19 protein-coding genes are annotated in these 20,328 nt (G+C 45.1%); 13 read left to right on the forward strand and 6 right to left on the reverse strand.

What is annotated here, in order from left to right:
* Window positions 1-82: 82 nt before the first annotated feature.
* Window positions 83-271, reverse strand: a complete 189-nt coding sequence (locus tag NE665_RS20555) for a hypothetical protein (RefSeq protein WP_233104801.1) — start codon at window positions 269-271, stop codon at window positions 83-85.
* 335 nt (window positions 272-606) lie between these two features.
* Here NE665_RS20555 and NE665_RS20560 point away from each other — a divergent pair, with 335 nt between their 5' ends.
* The 12 genes from NE665_RS20560 (at window position 607) to NE665_RS20615 (ending at window position 13,498) form a co-directional block, all read left to right on the forward strand.
* Window positions 607-870 carry a metal-sensing transcriptional repressor gene (locus tag NE665_RS20560; RefSeq protein ID WP_117443673.1) on the forward strand — a complete coding sequence of 88 codons (264 nt, stop codon included), beginning with the start codon at window positions 607-609 and terminating at the stop codon, window positions 868-870.
* Window positions 871-886: 16 nt separating this feature from the next.
* Complete coding sequence (locus tag NE665_RS20565; RefSeq protein ID WP_117443674.1) at window positions 887-3,514, forward strand: heavy metal translocating P-type ATPase; 2,628 nt, start codon at window positions 887-889, stop codon at window positions 3,512-3,514.
* A 202-nt stretch (window positions 3,515-3,716) separates the two neighbouring features.
* A complete protein-coding gene (locus NE665_RS20570; protein WP_117443675.1) occupies window positions 3,717-4,355 on the forward strand; it encodes a hypothetical protein in 639 nt (212 codons plus the stop codon).
* Between the two features lie 274 nt (window positions 4,356-4,629).
* Window positions 4,630-4,830, forward strand: a complete 201-nt coding sequence (locus NE665_RS20575) for a hypothetical protein (protein ID WP_233104800.1) — start codon at window positions 4,630-4,632, stop codon at window positions 4,828-4,830.
* Window positions 4,831-5,154: 324 nt separating this feature from the next.
* Window positions 5,155-7,671, forward strand: coding sequence for a ribonucleoside-diphosphate reductase subunit alpha (locus NE665_RS20580; RefSeq protein ID WP_117443676.1), 2,517 nt, complete (start codon window positions 5,155-5,157; stop codon window positions 7,669-7,671).
* Window positions 7,672-7,683: 12 nt separating this feature from the next.
* Window positions 7,684-8,727 carry a ribonucleotide-diphosphate reductase subunit beta gene (locus NE665_RS20585; RefSeq protein WP_117443677.1) on the forward strand — a complete coding sequence of 348 codons (1,044 nt, stop codon included), beginning with the start codon at window positions 7,684-7,686 and terminating at the stop codon, window positions 8,725-8,727.
* Window positions 8,728-9,133: 406 nt separating this feature from the next.
* Window positions 9,134-9,484 carry a class Ib ribonucleoside-diphosphate reductase assembly flavoprotein NrdI gene (locus tag NE665_RS20590; RefSeq protein ID WP_117443678.1) on the forward strand — a complete coding sequence of 117 codons (351 nt, stop codon included), beginning with the start codon at window positions 9,134-9,136 and terminating at the stop codon, window positions 9,482-9,484.
* 111 nt (window positions 9,485-9,595) lie between these two features.
* Window positions 9,596-9,733 carry a hypothetical protein gene (locus NE665_RS20595; protein WP_178759755.1) on the forward strand — a complete coding sequence of 46 codons (138 nt, stop codon included), beginning with the start codon at window positions 9,596-9,598 and terminating at the stop codon, window positions 9,731-9,733.
* Window positions 9,734-9,891: 158 nt separating this feature from the next.
* A complete protein-coding gene (locus tag NE665_RS20600) occupies window positions 9,892-10,842 on the forward strand; it encodes an L-lactate dehydrogenase (RefSeq protein ID WP_117443680.1) in 951 nt (316 codons plus the stop codon).
* Between the two features lie 104 nt (window positions 10,843-10,946).
* Window positions 10,947-11,897 (forward strand): L-lactate dehydrogenase, encoded by a 951-nt coding sequence (locus NE665_RS20605; protein ID WP_117443681.1) that lies wholly within the window; start codon window positions 10,947-10,949, stop codon window positions 11,895-11,897.
* 241 nt (window positions 11,898-12,138) lie between these two features.
* Window positions 12,139-13,056: an isoaspartyl peptidase/L-asparaginase gene (locus NE665_RS20610; RefSeq protein WP_117443682.1), complete on the forward strand. Its 918-nt coding sequence runs from the start codon at window positions 12,139-12,141 to the stop codon at window positions 13,054-13,056.
* 1 nt (window position 13,057) lies between these two features.
* Window positions 13,058-13,498, forward strand: a complete 441-nt coding sequence (locus tag NE665_RS20615; RefSeq protein WP_117443683.1) for a VOC family protein — start codon at window positions 13,058-13,060, stop codon at window positions 13,496-13,498.
* Between the two features lie 178 nt (window positions 13,499-13,676).
* Here NE665_RS20615 and NE665_RS20620 read toward each other — a convergent pair whose 3' ends face one another.
* From NE665_RS20620 to NE665_RS20640, 5 genes are all read right to left on the reverse strand, one after another.
* Window positions 13,677-14,177 carry a nitroreductase family protein gene (locus NE665_RS20620; RefSeq protein WP_117443684.1) on the reverse strand — a complete coding sequence of 167 codons (501 nt, stop codon included), beginning with the start codon at window positions 14,175-14,177 and terminating at the stop codon, window positions 13,677-13,679.
* Window positions 14,178-14,252: 75 nt separating this feature from the next.
* Entirely contained in the window at window positions 14,253-15,620 is a 1,368-nt protein-coding gene (locus tag NE665_RS20625) for a polysaccharide deacetylase family protein (RefSeq protein WP_117443685.1), read from the reverse strand.
* Window positions 15,621-15,969: 349 nt separating this feature from the next.
* Window positions 15,970-17,340: a polysaccharide deacetylase family protein gene (locus NE665_RS20630; protein ID WP_117443686.1), complete on the reverse strand. Its 1,371-nt coding sequence runs from the start codon at window positions 17,338-17,340 to the stop codon at window positions 15,970-15,972.
* Window positions 17,340-18,212, reverse strand: coding sequence for a DUF3298 and DUF4163 domain-containing protein (locus tag NE665_RS20635; RefSeq protein WP_117443687.1), 873 nt, complete (start codon window positions 18,210-18,212; stop codon window positions 17,340-17,342). The genes NE665_RS20630 and NE665_RS20635 overlap by 1 nt, the downstream gene beginning before the upstream one ends.
* Window positions 18,209-18,700 (reverse strand): RNA polymerase sigma factor, encoded by a 492-nt coding sequence (locus NE665_RS20640; RefSeq protein ID WP_117443688.1) that lies wholly within the window; start codon window positions 18,698-18,700, stop codon window positions 18,209-18,211. Before NE665_RS20640 ends, NE665_RS20635 begins: the two co-directional genes overlap by 4 nt.
* Before the next feature lie 259 nt (window positions 18,701-18,959).
* Here NE665_RS20640 and NE665_RS20645 point away from each other — a divergent pair, with 259 nt between their 5' ends.
* The gene (locus tag NE665_RS20645; RefSeq protein ID WP_117443689.1) at window positions 18,960-19,583 is read left to right on the forward strand and encodes a flavin reductase; all 624 of its coding nucleotides are present in this window, start codon (window positions 18,960-18,962) and stop codon (window positions 19,581-19,583) included.
* The last annotated feature ends 745 nt before the right edge of the window (window positions 19,584-20,328 follow it).

Genomic DNA, 20,328 nt, shown 5'->3' on the forward strand with positions numbered 1-20,328 from the left:
CATCAAAAAATTCAATATATCCTTCAAAATATACAAAAAAAGACAATTTCATTTCGAAAATTGCCTATATACAATAAAAAGCCTATGTCCTTACGAAAAGGTATAGGCTTTTGTCAACAATCTGAAGGATGGTATAGGTACCATCCTTTTCCACACTGACGATATGATATGTTTCATCGTCCTGCAGCGTCTTTTCACTGGCTGATACCGGCATAAGGGATGCAGTGATCAAAAGACTCAGCACAAGGATGTATAGTTTTTTCTTAATCATGTCGATAACCTCCGCACATGTCTTCATTATATCGTACAATCGTGTGCAGGACATGTGAAAGTGTAGAAATATATTGAAATTGTAAGAATTCATTGTATGTTTCCTTTGGCAGGCTATTGCAGATTGGATATGCCTGTTGCGTGGGATTATGAGCATAGCAGCATTTTGAAGGCCAAATCACAAAAGCCCTTCCTACGCTTTCAGGCAGCTATGTACAGGACGGCTGCTTTTCTGAAAAGCCCTTCAGTTATACAAAAAGTCAAAAGAGTTGACAGGCGGAAGGACAGCTACTATAATGGGAGCATACCAGGGCACCCCCTGGGGGAGGTAGAACGATGAGCGATGAACGTAAAAAAGCCCTTCAGAACCTGAAGACAGCACGCGGACAGATCGATGGTATCATTCGCATGATTGAAGAGGGGCGTTACTGTATCGATATATCAAATCAGATTTCAGCATCTACAGCGCTGCTGAAAAAAGCAAATAAGCATATTCTGAGCGGTCATCTGCACAGCTGTGTGCTGACTGCCATTGAGGAACAGGATGCCGAGGAAAAGGTCCGTGAGATTGAAGACGTAATCGCGGCACTGCTGAAATAGAAAGAAGGAAAACGTAATGAACAAAACATATAAAATAGAAGGGATGCACTGCTCAGCCTGTGCCGCCTCGGTAGAGAACATATTGAAGCGGCAGCCTGCGGTAGAGGACGCCGCTGTAAATCTGGTCATGGAGGAAGCTGTGATCAGCATTGCGGATGGTTTCGATGAAAAAGCGGCTATGCAGGCTGTGGAAAAGGGCGGTTTTCATATGAAGGAGCGTGCTGCAGCCAAGCAGCAGACCTATCGTGTAGAGGGTATGCATTGTGCGGCCTGCAGTGCGGCTGTAGAGCGGGTGTTAAACCGCTTTGAGGAAATCGAGCAAGCCAGTGTGAATCTGGTAATGAATACGGTGAGCATCACCTTTACGAAAAAGAATGTTGAGGCTTGGGCAACAGCAGTGGAAAAGGCCGGCTTTACCCTGCTGGAGGAAGCAATGAAAACATATCGCATTGATGTGGAGGGCATGACCTGTTCCTCCTGCAGCGCAGCGCTGGAGCATGCATTGAAAAAAGCGGAGGGAATATCCGCTGTCAGCATCAACCTTGTCACCAATATGGCAATCGTGGATGCAGACCCGCACAAAATCAAGCTGTCGGAAATTCTGGCAATCATTCAGAATACCGGCTATCACGGAACGCTTCATGTGGAGCGACAGGAAGAAGCTGAGAAAAAGGACTATGAAGCTGTAAAAATTTATACCACGCTGGTTCTGGCTTTTATCCTGCTGTATATCGGTATGTCACATATGCTGGGCAATATCCGGCTGCCACTGCCCGATCTCATTCATTATGATACGCATCCGTTTAATTTCGCTTTTATTCAGTTTATTCTCGCAACAGCGATTCTTATTCTGGGACGTCATTTCTTTACCAGAGGAGGTAAGGCTTTATTTCACAAGGCACCGAATATGGACACACTGGTGGCGGTTGGTACGGGGAGTGCCTATCTGTATTCGCTGTACTCCCTGTTTTCCATTCTGCAGGGCAATCTGCATGCGGTGCACAGTCTGTATTTTGAATCTGCCGGTGTTGTTGTAGCGCTGGTGCAGTTTGGAAAGCATCTGGAAAGTATTTCCAAGAAGAAATCCACAGGGGCAATCTCTGCGCTGCTGCAGCTGCGTCCAAGCAATGCGACATTGCTGCGGGATGGCAAAGAGGTGGAAATTCAGGTAGAGGAAATCACGGTCGGTGATCTGCTTGTGGTAAAGCCGGGAGAGCATATTCCGGTGGATGGTGTATTGAAAAAGGGGCATGCGAGTGTGGATGAAAGCATGCTGACGGGGGAAAGTATGCCGGTTTCCAAGCAGCAGGGGGATGCTCTGATTCAGGGGACGATTGCATTGGATGCCAGAATCGTTATGGAATGCAATGCGATCGAAGAGGATACCACACTTGCGAAAATCATCCGTATGGTGGAGGAGGCACAGGGCAAAAAAGCGCCGATTGCACGTATTGCGGATAAGATTTCCCTGTATTTTGTACCGACGGTTATGGCGATTGCCTTTGTGGCAGCACTGCTCTGGTATCTTTCCACACAGGACTTTGCCTTTGCACTGACGATCTTTGTCAGCGTGCTGGTCATTGCCTGTCCGTGTGCGCTTGGTCTTGCAACACCGACTGCCATCATGGTGGGAACCGGAAAGGCTGCACAGTTTGGTATCTTTATGAAAAGCGGGGAGGCGCTGGAAACAGCGAGCGGTATCGATACGATTGTGTTCGATAAAACAGGAACACTGACAATCGGAAAGCCGGTTGTAACCGATATGGCAGCTGATGATGAGCAAAAGCTGCTTTCGATTGCGGCATCTCTGGAGGCAGGAAGTCGTCATCCACTGGCAACGGCTATTCTGGAAAAAGCGAAGGAAGAACATATCAGCGGTTCGGCATTAACACATATTGAAACGCACAACGGACGCGGACTCAGCGGCGAGTGGAACGATGTGACCTGGTATGCGGGCAGCCGCACATTTCTGGAGCTGGCAGGAGCTTCCTGTGAGGAATATGCTGCGCAGGAGCTGGCATGGCTGAAGCAGGGGAAAACAGTTGTCTGGATTGGAACATCCGCTCATATTTATGGGATTATCGCGATTGCAGATCAGCTGAAGCCGCAGACAAACGATGTGATACGCCGTCTTCGTGAACAGCAGATCGATGTAGTCATGCTGACAGGAGATAATAAAATAACAGCGGCAGCGATTGCGGAAGCTGCAGGAATTGACCATGTGATTGCACAGGTGCTTCCCGATCAAAAGGGAGAGGAAGTCAAAAAGCTGCAGGCACAGGGGAAAATCGTTGCCATGGTTGGAGATGGCATCAATGATGCGGTGGCGCTGATACAGAGTGAGGTTGGCATCGCCATCGGAAGCGGCAGTGATGTTGCGGTGGAAAGTGCTGATATCGTTTTAGTCAAGGATAATATTCAGGACGTGGAAACGGCCATTCGTTTATCTAAGGCTGTCATACGCAATATCAAGCAGAACCTGTTCTGGGCGTTCTTCTACAATACGCTGGGGATTCCAATCGCAGCAGGTGTGCTACATCTGTTTGGCGGTCCGCTGCTGTCTCCGGTATTTGCCGGTGCTGCGATGGCTTTCAGCTCCGTGAGCGTCGTCAGCAACGCGCTTCGTCTTCGTAATTTTAAATAAGCCTATCCCAGACAGTAATGTATACAAAGGATGCGGATACATTGTCCGGAAGGAGGCTGCTGTCGTTATGGTTTACAAGGTCAGACTTTGAAAAATCAACATTGTGTACAAATTTTCTTGTTTTTCTGCAGAAAATGAAAATTTTAAGTGAAAAAGACAGTGAGATATAGTACAATAATCTTAATGAAAATTGAGGTGTACTATGGACTATAAAATTATTATATTGGCCGTTGTTATTACGATCGTTCTGATTGTCGGCACACAGGTATGGAAGCAGAGCATTTTAAAGAAGCTGCTGAAGCATATGCAGCAGGGTGATTTCGATGCGTATTTCAAGCTTCTGGATTCCCTTCCCTGCAAGTATTTCTATCCTCCGTTCAACCGCGAGTATATGCGCTTAAACGGCTATATTATGAAAGCGGATAAGAAAAAAATCGAGGAGTGCTTTGATTTGATCCTGAGCATGCGGATGAATAAAAAGCAGGAGCTGGATGTTGTCATTAAGGCATTTTATTACTATCTGGATGAAGACAGCAGGAAGAAGTGTAAAACGCTGCTGGAACGTATGAAAAAGATTGCGGATGAGAGCATAACGCAGGAATGCCAGGTTATCTACGATATCCTTCTGGAGGAAAAGACCAGTTATATCGATGATATGGAAGAGCAGCTGAAAAATGAGGAGCTGCAGGAAGCACAAAAGGGAATGTTCCACTACATGCTGGCACTGCAGTACAGCTATTTGAAGGATGAAAAGAAGAAGAAGGAGCATCTGCAGGCGGCGTCAAGGGATCTTAAGGGAACTCCGTATGAGATGAAAATTAACCAGTTGATGAAAAAATAGGATAGGTGCTATTTGTGTATCTCACTTATTTTAGGTAAAAGTGATAGAGAGATTTCTTAAATGTCGGATACAGTCATTTCTGAAGTCTCTTTTTTTACATTGCGTGACAGAAAACTATATCAACGCTTAGGGACATGCGGATAGTCTCCAGTTCCTATTGTATTTGTGAGCAATTTGCAGAAAGCTTTACCAACAAACTACATTCTGAATACGTTTCGGACATGATGAAAAAATATAAGAACGCATATCAATCATGTATTTAGAGAAAAAGAAGTTGATAAAGAGAACAACACGCAAAAAAGCTGTGGGTGTTAAGCAGCCTATGGCTTTGTATACGTTGGGCGGCTGGCATATTGACAGCTGTGTACCAGACTGTATTCAGCCAAAGGGTTTATCCAACACTGAAGAAAAGGCGGCAAACCTTTTATACTTTCTTCGTAAGGATATCCGTTCACTGCCAGATGCAAACGAATAGCAGCACGGTTTCTGGAATTTATAAATAAGAATACTGCCTTGCCGCATAATGGTGAAACAATTAGGAGTGATTGCGCAACGGTTACCATCACACGGATGGTTGCTGAATCTAAGCCAGAAGAAAAGGAACTCAGGATATCACTGATTATGGATTTTTCAATGAAGCATTGATATTTTACGAATCATCCTGCATATGAGCTGCTATATTCAGAAGGCATCTTAATAATAGAGAATACTGTCAGGAATTGGCAGTTTTTTCTTAGGCATTTAAGTTGCGTGAACATGCCCAATCCACCTATACTAATACAAGATAGGTGGTATGTGTATGAAGATACAGAAAAGAGACGGAAAACTTCAGGAATTTGAAGGAGAAAAGATTGCACAGGCAATCAGGAAAGCATTCCGCAGTACCGGAACAAGTATAGAAGAAGCGGTATTGAAGGATATGATTGAAGATATTACAACGGTGGCGGCAGCGGACGGCGCACAGCTGAGTGTTGAGGTCGTTCAGGATTTAGTCGAGGAAAAACTGATGCAGCATCAGTTTTATAAGGAAGCAAAAAATTATATTCTGTATCGTCAGAAGAGAACGGAAGCAAGGCAGGTTGTGCATGATCTTGTACATGCACTGCAAAATGAAGACCTTTACAGCATATTAGTAGATATTCAGCAGCAATATCCGGATGAGGTGTATGATCTGCGTCATCTGCTCATGAAATTTCATTCCTTTTTGAAAGCGGATATGGGCAGTGATGAACGGCTGCGAATGCTGATCAAGGCAAGTGTTGAACTGATTCGTAAGGAGGCTCCGAAATGGGAATATATCGCTTCCCGTTTTCTTTCCTATCAGCTGCATGAGGAAATCAGTGCCCGCATGCAAAAGCTGGAGCTTCCCGTATTCAGCAAAAAACTGAAGTATCTGGAGGAACAGGGCTATTATGGTGATTATATCCGTAAGGCCTACAGCGATGCGCAGATAGATGAGCTGGGGGCCTATCTGAAGGATGAGCGTGACTATCTGTTTACCTACAGCGGTCTGGAGCTTGTCAAGAAACGGTATCTGATGTGCTCCCATGCCCATGAGGTTTTGGAAACCCCGCAGGAGATGTTTATGGGAATCGCCATGCATCTGGCAATGCCGGAGCAGGAGCGAATGTACTGGGCAAAGCAGATATACGATATTCTCTCGCAGCTGCAGGTAACCATGGCGACACCGACCATGTCCAATGCCCGCAAGCCGTATCATCAGCTTTCCAGCTGCTTCATTGACACGGTAGAGGATACCTTAAACAATATTTACAAGAGTGTGGATAATTTTGCACAGGTTTCCAAATACGGCGGCGGTATGGGGCTGTACTTTGGTAAGGTTCGGGCAAACGGCAGTGATATCCGTGGCTTTGAAGGAGCCGCAGGCGGTGTGATTCGCTGGATCAAGCTTGTCAACGATACGGCAACCGCAGTTGATCAGCTGGGTGTTCGTCAGGGAGCAGTCGCCGTCTATCTGGATGCGTGGCATAAGGATCTCCCCGAATTTTTGAATCTGAGAACCAACAACGGGGATGACCGTATGAAGGCACATGACGTGTTTCCGGCTGTCTGTTATCCGGACTTGTTCTGGAAACTGGCGAAAGAGGATTTGAATGCAATCTGGTATCTGATGTGTCCGCATGAAATCCATAAGATCAAGGGCTATCATCTGGAGGATTTCTATGGTGAGGAATGGGAAGAGCGCTACTTTGATTGTGTGCAGGATCCGCGGGTGCCGAAGCGATCGATGGTACTGAAGGATCTGGTGCGTCTGATTCTGAAATCAGCTGTGGAAACCGGTACACCGTTTACCTTTAACCGTGATCATGTGAATCGTATGAATCCAAACGCACATGCCGGTATGATTTACAGCAGTAATCTCTGTACGGAAATCGCGCAAAATATGAAGGCGCTAAAGCTGGAAGAGAGCCGTATTGTAGAGGTTGACGGAGAAACTGTAGTGGTCAATGAAAGTAAGCCCGGAGATTTTGTCGTCTGCAATCTGGCGAGTCTGTCACTGGGAAATATCGATGTAAGCAATGCAGAAGAGCTTTCCCATATCATCCATGTGATCGTGCGTGCGCTGGATAATGTAATCGATTTGAATTATTATCCGATACCCTATGCGAAAATAACAAACCGCAAATACCGCCCGATCGGGTTAGGTGTCAGCGGCTATCATCATATGCTGGTAAAGCAGGGTCTGCGGTTTGAGTCCGAGGAGCATCTGCAGTTTGCGGATACCCTTTTTGAAAAAATCAATTACTATGCGATTCAGGCAAGCACTGCATTGGCGAAGGAAAAGGGCAGCTATTCGATGTTTGCGGGAAGCGATTGGCAAAGTGGCGCCTATTTCACAAAGCGCGGCTATGCATCCGACGCATGGAACCGTCTGTCACAGCAGGTTTGTGAGCAGGGTATGCGGAATGCATGGCTGATGGCGATCGCGCCGACAAGCTCTACCTCCATCATCGCCGGAACAACAGCCGGAGTGGATCCGATTATGAATAAATATTTTCTGGAGGAAAAAAAGGGCAGTATGATTGCCCGGGTTGCACCGGATTTGGACGCAAGAACCTTCTGGCTGTATAAGAACGCCCATCTGATCGATCAGGAATGGGTTGTGCGTTCTGCCGGTATCCGACAGCGTCATATCGACCAGGCACAGTCTGTCAATCTGTATATCACCAATGAATTTACTCTGCGTCAGGTTCTGATGCTGTATATTCACGCATGGGAATATGGGGTGAAAACCATATATTATGTTCGCAGCAAATCATTGGAAGTAGAGGAATGCGAATCCTGCGCATCGTAGAAGGGAGAACTTATGAGTGATTTAATACGAAAGCCTCTGTTTAATGAACACGGGGATTGCGAGGTCGGAAAGCGCCGCATGATCAATGGCAATACGACCAATCTGAATGATTTTAATAATATGAAGTATACCTGGGTGTCCGACTGGTATCGTCAGGCGATGAATAATTTCTGGATTCCTGAGGAAATCAATCTGAATCAGGATGTGAAGGATTATCGTCGACTGCGTGAGGCAGAGAAAACGGCCTATGACAAAACCTTGTCCTTTCTGATTTTTCTGGACTCTATCCAAACAGCGAATCTGCCGAACGTAGGAGAATATATTACGGCAAATGAAGTGAATCTGTGTCTGACGATACAGGCCTTTCAGGAGGCAGTTCACTCGCAGAGCTATAGCTATATGCTGGATTCCATCTGTTCTCCGCAGGAACGCAGCGATATACTGTACCAGTGGAAGGATGATGAACGCCTGTTGAATCGAAATAAATTCATCGGTGATTTATATAATGATTTCCAAACGCATAGAGACGGCAAACATCTGATGAAGACGATGATGGCGAATTATATCCTGGAGGGTATCTACTTTTATTCCGGCTTTATGTTCTTCTATAATCTGGGGCGTATGGGGAAAATGCCTGGCTCTGTACAGGAAATTCGCTATATCAACCGCGATGAAAACACACATCTCTGGCTGTTTCGTTCCATGATTCTCGAGCTGCAGAAGGAGGAGCCACAGCTGTTTACGGACGATCTGATTGCGGAATATAAGGAAATGCTGCGCCATGGCGTTGAGGAGGAAATCCGCTGGGGAGAATATGTTATAGGAAATCATATCGAGGGACTGACGATGGAAATGGTATCCGATTATATTCATTACCTGGGAAATCTTCGCAGTAATTCTCTTGGCTTTGGCTCTTTGTATGACGGCTTTGAAAATGAACCGAAATCTATGGAATGGGTGTCTATGTATGCAAATGCCAATCTGATTAAGACCGATTTCTTTGAAGCACGTTCCTCTGCCTATGCGAAAAGCAGTGCATTGGTGGATGATCTGTAAGCGAAGGCGTGAGAATATCTGCATAGCATAGCTATTCGAGAATAAAGAGGATTTTATACGGCTTTCGCTTCTATCGTAGGAATCCTCTTTTCTTATATGATAGCAGTAAAAAGCCATCAATATAGGGATAACAGCAGACTTGTCTGGACTGTGACAGGAAAGCTGGCAGGCAATGCGGGAGGAGTGATTTCCTGAAAACAAGCTATGAAAGCACATCCCTTCTGGACACTTCTGTAGCATGTGCGAAACAGCGGATACCATATAGCAGCCATGTAGAGCTGTTGATAATATAAAATATTCCTATTATTTGATTTCCTTCAGAGATTTTAGAGGCTGTCGGGCATCAGAATTGCTTTGACTGTTAGCCTGTGGTAATATTCAGACAGACAAACAAGGAGGTCATGTTATGAAATACGTATATGCATCCAGAATGGGAAAAACTGAAAAATTGATAGGAAAGCTTGCGCTTGACGCAATGAAAATAGAAAACGGTACAGAAACAGCAGAAGGTGATTATATTTTATTCACTTATACCGATGGCAATGGTGTCGTACCGAACATCGTGGAAAGCTTTCTGGAAAACAACGCCGATCGCTTAAAGGGTGTTGTAGCTGGAGGAAGCAGAGAACGTCATGCCGCAACCTTTGGCTGGGCAGGTGATGTTATCTCAAAAAAATACAATGTCCCATGTCTGTATAAGGTTGACGGTGAGGGCAGCGAAGAGGATGTTGAGATATTAAAACAGCTTATTCAGTAAGCGATGCCCGTCGTTTGTAATCGAGGACAAGCGTAAGATCAGAAGGTCTACAGCAAAATTATGCTGCTTCTGATCTTTTTTTATTATATAGGAACCGCAGGATTACGAAGCATGAAGCATGGAATTGCAGAATATAACAGGGAAAATGCAAAAACAGAAAATGGGATCGCAGCCTTCCTATATGCAATCATGGAAATGGCTGTTGAGGAAGCAAACCGTGATCAGAGCTTTAACAAGTGCAGGAGGTAGTTTGCTATGCGAAATAGGCGTTTTAAGGCAAAGTCAGATGCTGTTCATACAATCGAAACGTTTTCGGTCATTTTTCTTCCACTTTTTCAAGGTGCGTGGTATATTGTGGTTAGATATGGGTAACATATAGTGACAACCCATGCAAAGGAGGCTTCACAATGAGTGAAAAAAGAAAAATCGTACTGGTTGGTACCGGCTTTGTCGGTATGAGCATGGCATATAGTTTTCTGAGCACCGGAGGAATTGATGAATTGGTGCTGCTTGATGTAGCAAAGGAAAAAGCAGTCGGAGAGGCAATGGATCTGCAGCACGGACTGCCATATGCCAGAGGAAAAATGGAAATTTATGCAGGAGACTATGCAGACTGCAGGGATGCGAGCATTGTCGTAATTACAGCGGGAGCTGCTCAGAAACCGGATGAAACGCGTCTGGATCTGACAGCGAAAAATGCCAGAATCATGAAAAGTGTCGTGGAAAGCATCATGGCAAGCGGCTTTGATGGAATTTTGATTATTGCCAGCAATCCTGTAGATGGTATGACTTATCTTGCCCAAAAGGTGAGCGGTCTTCCAAAACAGCGTGTGATTGGATCCGGAACAATTTTGGATACGGCACGTCTTCGCTATATGATGAGCGAATATCTGGATGTATCCAGCTCCAATATGCATGCTTATATCATGGGAGAGCATGGGGATTCCAGCTTTGTGCCATGGACACATGCCTATGTAGGAAGCAAATCACTGCTGGAGCTGTTGGATGAAAAAGGAAAGCCGTTATCCGATCTGCATGACATCTACACCAATGTACAGCAGGCAGCGTATGAAATTATCAATCGCAAGAAGGCTACCTTCTATGGCATCGGACTTTCCTTGAATCGACTGGTTCATGCTGTTCTGGATGATGAGAATGTCATCCTCACCGTATCTGCCTACCAGTCAAAGGAATATGGACACGAGGGCTTGTATATCGGTGTGCCTGCAATCGTGAACAGACAGGGAATTCGGGAGGTAGTTCGTTTGAAGCTGAATGAGGTCGATCAGGCTAAATTCGACAGCAGCTGCAGGACCTTACAGGAAATCAATCGGGATGTCATTGACCCGCTGCTTTGATTCAGACAGTTTTCTACAGGGGATAAGGAAATGATTGCCGTTTTCTTATCTTCTTTTTTATGGTAAAGTAATGAGTGAATAGAATATCTGGAGGTAGTTTATCTATGAATGAGAAAAGAAAAATCGTATTGGTCGGCTGTGGCTTTGTCGGTATGAGTATGGCATACAGCTTTCTGAATACCGGGGGAATCGACGAGCTGGTGCTGATTGATGTGGATCAGGAAAAGGCAATCGGAGAAGCGATGGATTTGCAGCATGGTCTGCCCTATGCAAGAGGTAAAATGAGTATCAAGGCAGGCGGCTATGAGGAATGCCGTGATGCTGCGGTTGTTGTGATTACGGCCGGTGTTACGCAGAAGCCGACAGAGACTCGTCTGGATCTTACTGCAAGGGATACGGTGATTATCAAAAGCGTGACAGAGCAGATTATGGCGAGCGGCTTTGACGGTATACTGGTGATTGCCAGCAATCCCGTGGATGCCATGACCTATGTTGCGCAAAAGGTAAGCGGTCTGCCGAAGGAGCGTGTCATCGGCTCCGGTACCATTCTGGACACGGCACGTCTTCGCTATATGATGAGTGAGTATCTGGATGTTTCCACGAGCAATATACATGCCTATATTATGGGGGAGCATGGGGATTCCAGCTTTGTGCCATGGACCAATGCCTATGTCGGCTGTAAGAATCTGCTGGACCTGCTGGATGAAAAGGGCAGAGATTTATCCGATCTGCATGATATTTACACCAATGTACAGCAGGCGGGCTATGAAATCGTGAAGCGGAAGCGCTCCACCTATTATGGAATCGGATTGTCGTTAAACCGGTTGGTTCATGCGATTCTGGATGATGAGAATGTCATCCTGACTGTATCCGCATATCAGAATAACGAATATGGACAGGAGGGACTGTATATCGGTGTTCCGGCAGTTGTCAACCGTCAGGGAATCCGAGAAATCGTAAAGCTGGATCTGAATGAAGTAGATCAGGCAAAATTCAATCAGAGCTGTGAAACGATTCGTGATATCAATACGGATGCCGTTGATCCGCTGCTGTAGAAAGGAAGCAAAGATTGTAAGCATACAGAAAAGAACAGTGAAACCGCCTTGTTGTCATAGGGCGGTCTTTTTTATATAGGAATCAGGGAGGTCGGCTTGTGAGGTGGCGCTCTGCAGGGAATTGGATATCAATGTGCGGAGCGTGCGAATAATGCTTCATACCTGCGGCTTTTTCCTGTATAATAAACATGGAAAATAAGGAAGCAATAGCTTAGACATACTGAAAACGGAGGATTGCGTAATGAAGCAGACGATGATAGGAACATGGAAGATGGCATATGACGGTATCCGCAAGGGAGCCGTGGTTTTGCAGGAGCATGGTGTAAAGGAAGCCATACTTACAGCGATACAGGACGTAGAGCAACGGGAGGAATTTGTATCCGTCGGAAACGGAGGTCTTCCCAACATCGACGGGCAGGTACAGCTGGATGCAGCCTATATGGATGGAAAAACATTGAATTTCGGCGGAGTGATAGAGGTTGAGAATGTGGCATCCGCAATCGAGGTCGCAGCATCATTGTGCGGAAACCACTGTAACTGCCTGCTTGCCGGTAAGGGAGCGGAGGCGTATGCGCAACGAGAGGGCTTTGCGTTTTCAAATCATCTTACCAAAGCATCAAAGCAGCGATGGGAACAGGCAAAAAAAGACGTGGAATTAAAGGCGTATGACGGACACGATACCGTTTGTGTACTCGCCGCAAAGGAGGATGAAATGGCTGCAGGTGTTTCTACCTCGGGGTTGTTTTTGAAGCATGCCGGCAGAGTAGGGGACAGTCCTGTGATCGGCTCCGGCTTTTACAGTGACGCGCTGGCTGGAAGCGCGGCGGCAACCGGTCTTGGGGAAGACATCATGCGCGGCTGTCTGTCTATTCGGGTTGTTGATTTGATGCGTGCAGGGCTTGCTGTTCAGGATGCTCTGGTTCAGGTGCTGGATACCCATATGGCACGTATGAAGCAGGCGGGAAATGCGTGCGATGCAATCTCCATGATTGCTATGGATACGCATGGGAATTGTGCTGCTGTAACGAATTTGAAGGAATTTCCTTATGTTGTTGCGCAGGATGGCAAGGTAACGCTCATGGTTGCGGCATATGAAAACGGTGTTCATCGTTGTTTTCCTGCCGATGAAGCATGGATAAAGCAATATACCGGTGATTGATATGACGCCTTTACTTGATCATCTGCATGTCACCGTTCGTGATTTAAAACGTGCTGAATGCTTTTATGATCAATTTTTGCCACTGCTTGGCTTTGACCTGCGTTATAAGGAATATGATTGTAAGGAAGCAAATGCATATGAAATAATAGAATACCATCATGCGGCGTTCTCTATTGGTATTGTCAGTCCGCGGAGCTGTTTTGAAAAGGAAAAGCTCAGCCGCAGGAAGCCTGGAGCTTTGCATCATGTGGCATTTATGGTAGAAGATACGCAGACAGTGGATTGCTTATACGAGCAGGTCATGCAGATGAAGATGCAGATTGTTCATGCGCCAAGATATTATCCGGAATACTGTGAGGACTATTATGCATTTTTTCTGAAGGACAGTGAAGGTATTGAACTGGAGATTACAAGCTATGACAGGCGGAAATACTTTCCTTAAATCAGCGGTTATACCAAAACAGCAAACATGGTAGCTGAAGCAAATGGTTCTGGTAATGCAAAGGCATTCTCTGGCTTGTTGCAGCATCGTGATTTTCAAAATGAAAAATGCAAAGGCATCCTATAACAGCGATGCCTTTGCGTTTTTCATTTAAGAGTAACACGGTATCCTTCATCCATCAGTCGAAGTATGAAATCTTGTCTGGGTCAAAGCGGTCTGCAATTTCTTTTTCTTCACAGCCATAGCCGACAGCGACGACCGCAACCGGAAGTAAATCCTCTTTCAATCCGTAATATCTGCGGAAATTATCAATGCGCTCCCTGCGCGGTCCCACGGCACACCAGCAGGTTGACAGTCCCTGATGGCGTGCTTCAATCAGAATATTTTCGATTGCGGCACTGCAGTCACAGTACAGATATTCATCCAAATCTGTCACTGTGCGATCTCCCATCACAAGGATGGCACAGGGCGCTGTTTTCATCATACCTGTATACGGCTGCAGGGTTGTCATCTCATCCAGGGCTTTGCGATTGCGAATAACCATAAACCGCCAGCTTTGCGTATTTCGGGCGGTTGGCGCATGCATGGCAGCACGAAGAAGCTCCATCAGCTTTTCGTCCTCTACGTCTCTGTTCTCATAACGCCGTATGCTCTGTCTTGTCCATACTTCATTCAGCATAAATTGTTTCCTCCTTATTCTCTTTTCTTAAGTATAGCACAAACCTGAAAAAAGAGCTGTGCATAATGCGCAGCTCTAATGCCCGTTAGCATAGGCTTTCGGTACGCCGTAGCCGGCATCCAGCTTTAACAGATAGTCCTTTTCATATTTCATCAAGGTGGAATATGTGACAAACTGATAGCCCTGCTTCTTTAACTCAGGCAGGATAGCTTTCAGACCTTCAACACTCGGCTCATAAATATCGTGAAATAAAATAACGATATTTCCATTTTTCGCTCCGTTTAACGCTGCCGAGGTGATGCTAGCGGCATTCTTACTCGACCAGTCCCTTGTATCAATGTCCCAGAACGCATAGCCCAGATAATTCCCCTTTAACAGATTGTCATTGACTGCACCATAGGGCGGGCGGAAATAGCGTGGCTCTGCACCACAGCTGGCATAAACAGCATCCTGCGTTTTATAGATGTTTTCCGTCACCTGTGCAACAGACATGTATCCCTTTTTGGAAGCCGCAAGCTCCATAGCATGATCCCAGGAATGATTTCCAAGCTCAAAGCCGCGTTTGTGCATATCCTTCACGGTAGCACTGTTTGCTTCTACGTTTTGTCCCAGCATAAAGAAGGTGGCTCGTCCATCGTATTGTTCAAATATATCCATGACCTCGGTGGTATAGGCACTTGGTCCATCATCAAAGGTAAAGGCGATCATTTTTTTGTTTGGATCAACCTTTGGCTGCGGCTTAGCAGACACCGCATCAGCCTGATACAGCGATGGGATCTGCGTATCCTTCAGCTTTATGTATTTCTTATAGTCCTTATATGGAATGGAAACGGTATGCTTATCATCCAGATGAAGCTGCAGGCTTGTCTCTGTCATGGAAAGAGCACGCATATCACGCTTTATCTCTTTTTTCCAGCCCTGCCTGTCAGCCAGCTTTTTCACCAATACGGGATATTCACGGCGTAATACATCATCCAGAACAAGCTGCTTTCCCTGCTTTTTATCATATAAAATCCACGTCGTTTCCGTTGCCCTCTGCACACCCTCAGCATCGTATGTATACCTGTGAAATGCCAGATTCACATAGCGGTCGAAAAGCAGTGAGCTGTCATAATCAATGCTTGTGATCTGCTTCTCTGCCTTACTGGCAGCTGTCACAGCCTTTTTTTCATATGCCTTGACAATCGTGTTTAAATTCTTTTCTTTATACGCAGGGTAGGTAAAGGATACAAATGCTTCATTTTCATATTCCTTACTGACCTGTTGTATATCCCCATAATCTTTTCCTTTTGTTTGATAAGCCTTGTATTCCTCATATGGATCTGTGAACAGCATGCTAGTGATCTTCCATATTCCAAAGCCGACTGTGGTGATGACCACAGCGCAGATTACCAGCAGAATCGCCAGTCGATCCTTCCTCAATTTTTTTCTTTTCGTATTCATAATCCCTCCAAAACAGCTATCTGGTAATATTATAGCATTCTTTTACAAAATTTACCTTGTGATAGTTGAAAAACCAAAATCTTCATGATTTTGTAAGGTGCGAAGCGCCGCATTGTCAGGCTGGTCAGGTTGATTCATCCACTCTCTGCCTGAAATCGGATAGTATCAATTTTAGAAATTGGCTTGCACGGTATGATGTGCGTATTGGCTATCGTGTGTTTGCCTTTATGCCCGACATACTCGTTTTCGAGAATCCCTGTATGCAGTAGTATTTTAGACAATGAAAAAGCCATACCGGTAACGATATGGCAGAGCAGCGGACAATCATGAAGAGCCTGCTGCTATGATGCTAGTCGATGGAAGAAGGAATGACGATATTTTCATTCACCAGCTTCTCATTTTTATATTTACGCAATGTGGAAAGGGAAACAAACTGATACCCCTTTGCCTCCAGCTTTGGCAGTACCTGTACAATGGCGTCTCTGGAGAAGTCGTGGATATCATGCAAAAGGATTACGGAGCCGTCATGTACATTGCTCATGATATTCTGGGTGATGATATCAGAATTTTTATTGCTCCAGTCCAGCGTATCCAGATCCCACAGTGCAAAATCCAGAGTGGATACGGCGCGTACATTACTGTTTAAAGCACCATAGGGAGGACGAAACATGGTAGCATCTGCACCGCATGCCGCAAAAATGGCATCCTGCGTGTTGTAGATTTCATCACTGACCTCAGCCTTGCTCATCGCATCACTTTTGCTAGCGGCAATACGCATGGAATGATCCCAGGAATGATTGCCAACCTCAAAGCCGCGCTGATACATATCACGCACGATATCCGTATGATCTACACCGGTGGTCTTATCCTTCACATTTTGTCCCAGCATGAAGAAGGTGGCACGTCCATTGTATTTCTCAAATTCCTTCATAATGATCTCAGTATTCTGCCAATGCGGACCGTCATCAAACGTAAAGGCAATCATTTTCTTGTTGGGATCCACCTTCTGCTCTGCCGGAATGATCGCGTCCTTCTGATATAATGAAGGAATGTTTCGGTTCGCAAGGCGGATGTATTTCTTATACTCCTGATAGGGAAGTGAAATCCCTTTGGTTTCCTTCCCGGTGTAGAGCATTAGAGCATTTTTTTCAACCTGTACCCGCATAGCATGGATGCCGGAGACTTTGATGCCTGCAGACTCAGCTAGCTTTTTTACCACCTGTACATAATCTCTGCGTAAAGCGTCCGCAACGCTGATCAGCCTTTTTTGCTTGGTATCATAGGTGTAATGATTGCGGATTTCATCAATCTGTTTTTCGTCAGCATCGTACAGCTTCTGCGTGAAGGTAAGATTTATATACTGATCAAACAGCTTTTCGCTGGCATAGTCAATCTTGATATACAGCATTCCCTCATGCTTGCGTTTGGTCTGTATGCTCGTACTGCGATACTTCTGCACGATCTCGTTGAGCTGTTTATCATCGAATTTCGGATAATAGAAGGAAAGGTAATAGGTTTCCTCCTTTTCCTCTGTGAAATGCTCCATCGTGCCTTCCTTTTTGTTGCTTTCATCATAGGTGTTGTAGGCAGCATACGTATCCTCTGCCATAATCTTATAAACACCGAAGCCGCCTGCAATCAGCAGCACCGGTATCAATATCAGCAGCATCAGCCGCTTTGGATTGATATGTCTGTTCCTTTTGTATTCCGGTTTCATCATTACTTTCCTCCTGTATACTTGTGAAGCTCACTGCATGGTATCTGAAATTCCTGAGTCCCCATATACCCGGGGGCAATGGAGTATTTTTCAAAGATGATGACAACATTTCCCTTGTCGTCAATATAAAACGGCTGATTTTTACGGATTCCCTGAAATCCCATCGCTCCGTCAAAATAGCTGGCAGTTTCATCCTGCTCTGTTCGCTGTTTGATCTGCTTGCGGACACTGGCATTGATGATCTTCTCATAATCCGCACCGAACAGATCCTGCAGTGTGATGTCTTTTCCACTGGCTAAATCCAGATTAAAGGTCTGATATTCCTGCATAGATGTATTCAGCTGATAATTGGTCATAATCTGAAAGGATAGCAGATCGTTTTGATTGCAGGTAATTTTATAATCGATCGTGACCTCGGTTTTGGCAGTCAGCGATTCTACCTTTTCTTTTTTCATCATTTCCCGAACCTGTGCACTATCCTTATACAGCTGCTCGGTGGTTTTATTGATGCGCTCTTCGATCTGTTGATTCACGCGTTCCTCCATCTCAGGATTTCCGGTGTTTTTCACTTCTGGAACCTTGACACTTAAAGAATCCACATCACTTGTTTTCTTATATTCCCGGACACAGAGAATACGGGAAACATCACCCAGCAATGGAATATCGAATACACTCTGGGCAAATGCCGGAACGGTATTCAGCATAATCAGATATCCTATAAGTGCAGCACTGAGCGCCGGCTTCCACATGCCTTGAAAGGAAAAACGCTTCTGTTTTTTCTGTGCATGCTCAATGCAGGATTCCATAAAGCTGTCCAAATCCTGCGGCGTCTGTAGGTTCTCGTACTCCTGTCGTAGCTTCTCTATCTTTTTCATAGCTCCTGTTCCTCCATCTGTATACGCATGTCCTTCAGCCCTTTGTACAGCCGTGTCTTCACGGTACTCAGGGGCATAGACAGGATGTCCGAAATTTCATCCAGCTTGCGGTCTTCAAAAAAGCGGAGGATGAGAATGGTTCTGGTTTTCGGATCCAGTGTAAACAGCAGCTGACGGAGCTCCTCACTGAGGAGGATGTCTTCATGCTCCTGCAGCATTGCGTCTTCCTCCAGCGGATATACAGATTCACGGCGCAGCTTTCGGATTTGATCCAGACAGGTATTGATCAGGATTCTGTAAAACCAGGTGTCCATATATTCCCTGTTCTGTAATCTGGAAAGGCCGGTAAATGCCTTGATGATAGCATTTTGCAGCATATCCTTGGCATCCGCATCGCTATGCATATAAGAATATGCCAGACGATATAGGCGTTTTTCATTTGATTTTAAATAGAATTCCAGATCGTCCGGATGCAGTCGCTGTTTCATGTACCGTGTCTCCTATCTTGCTGTTTCAGTAATTAGACGCATAACACAGGAAGAAAGTTTGAAAAATTTATAGAAAATTGTATAAATTTGTCGAATCCTGTTCATATGTATTATGACATGAAACCCTGTTTGCGCATACGGAGAACTTCTTAAAAAAACTTAAATGGAGTCTGGGCAGTTCTCTTTACAAATGTCTGAAAAAGGCGCATACTGTAGTTATAAAATAAGAATTATTCTTACTATTAAAGGAGGAACTACTATGGATCAGACAGCATTTTTTAAATTGAGCTATGGCTTATATATCATTTCAACTACATCAGAGGGAAAGGATGCAGGCTGTGTAGCGAATACATTGCATCAGGTAACCTCATCTCCCGCTCAGCTTGCGGTTACCCTGAACAAGGACAATTATACAGAGCAGCTGATTGAGAAATCCGGACGCTTCAGTGCAGTGGTGCTGACACAGAACTGCGGTATGGATATCATCAGAAATTTTGGCTTTTGTTCCAGCAGGGACAATGACAAATTCGAGCAGTGTACGTATAAAAGAGATACACACGGTGTGCCATACCCCAGTGAGCATATGGCGGCACGCTACAGTCTCAAGGTTGTGAAGACGCTTGATTTGGGGACGCATGTCCTGTTTGTAGGTGAAGTGGAAGAGGCAGAGGTGCTCAGTGAGGAAGAGGTTATGACCTATGCTTACTATCATCAGGTGAAAAACGGAGCCACTCCTAAAAATGCACCAAGCTATCAGGAAAAGAGTGAAAAGAGCGGCTGGAGATGTACGATTTGCGGCTACATCTATGAAGGGGATCCGTTACCGGAGGACTATGTATGTCCGTTATGTGGAGCACCTGCGGCATTGTTTGAAAAGCTGTAGCTAGAAAGGTGACAGCCGCTAAGAAGATGCGTGTGCAGTATCAAGGTAGTGGCATCCAGCTGCTTGAAAGACACTGTGGACAGCTTATGAGACTGGCATGCACGACATATAAAGCTATACAGATTGCGGGCAGTTGCAGGGATACGTTTTTTCTTCCCATACGGCAGTAGGCAAAAACAGAAATACAGAGGGTCTGCGCGGCAAGCATTGCTGCGTGGGCTTTTTTCTGATTCAGTAGGGAAAAGGGGGGATAGAAGCTGCTAGAGCGATGGTTATTCTCATATAGAAACTTCATCTATACGTTTGTGCTCGCGCAATGTATGACGTCTTGCTAAAATAGCGATGTTCTGACGGATAAAACCCTCCACATACGGTAACCTTTTTTCGCATCGATCAAACAGCTCCTTCCCATTACCTCTCCTACCGTATATAAGGTAGCATTTGCTTGTATCCTACTTGTATCCAAAAAATTAAAATACCAGTCGATAATACGAGCAAAGGGGGCAGGCAGATTTAGCGAACGTACAATTTATGCATAAGGAAAGCTATGATGGAATAAAAAAAGAACATCGCACGATGTTCTTACAAGGTAAAGTGTACCCCATGTCAAGGACAAAAATAAAAAAACCAGTGTAAAAAATAAGCAGAATATATTATCTTTGATTCATGGAGGTGCATTAGTATGTACAATAATGAATTAAAGTCTCTTGGTAATGTAGAAGTAAAAGAGTTTATGCTATCAAAA

Origin of the sequence: Clostridium sp. DFI.1.208 (assembly GCF_024463855.1) — a bacterium.
Classification (GTDB): Bacteria; Bacillota_I; Bacilli_A; order Erysipelotrichales; family Erysipelotrichaceae; genus Clostridium_AQ.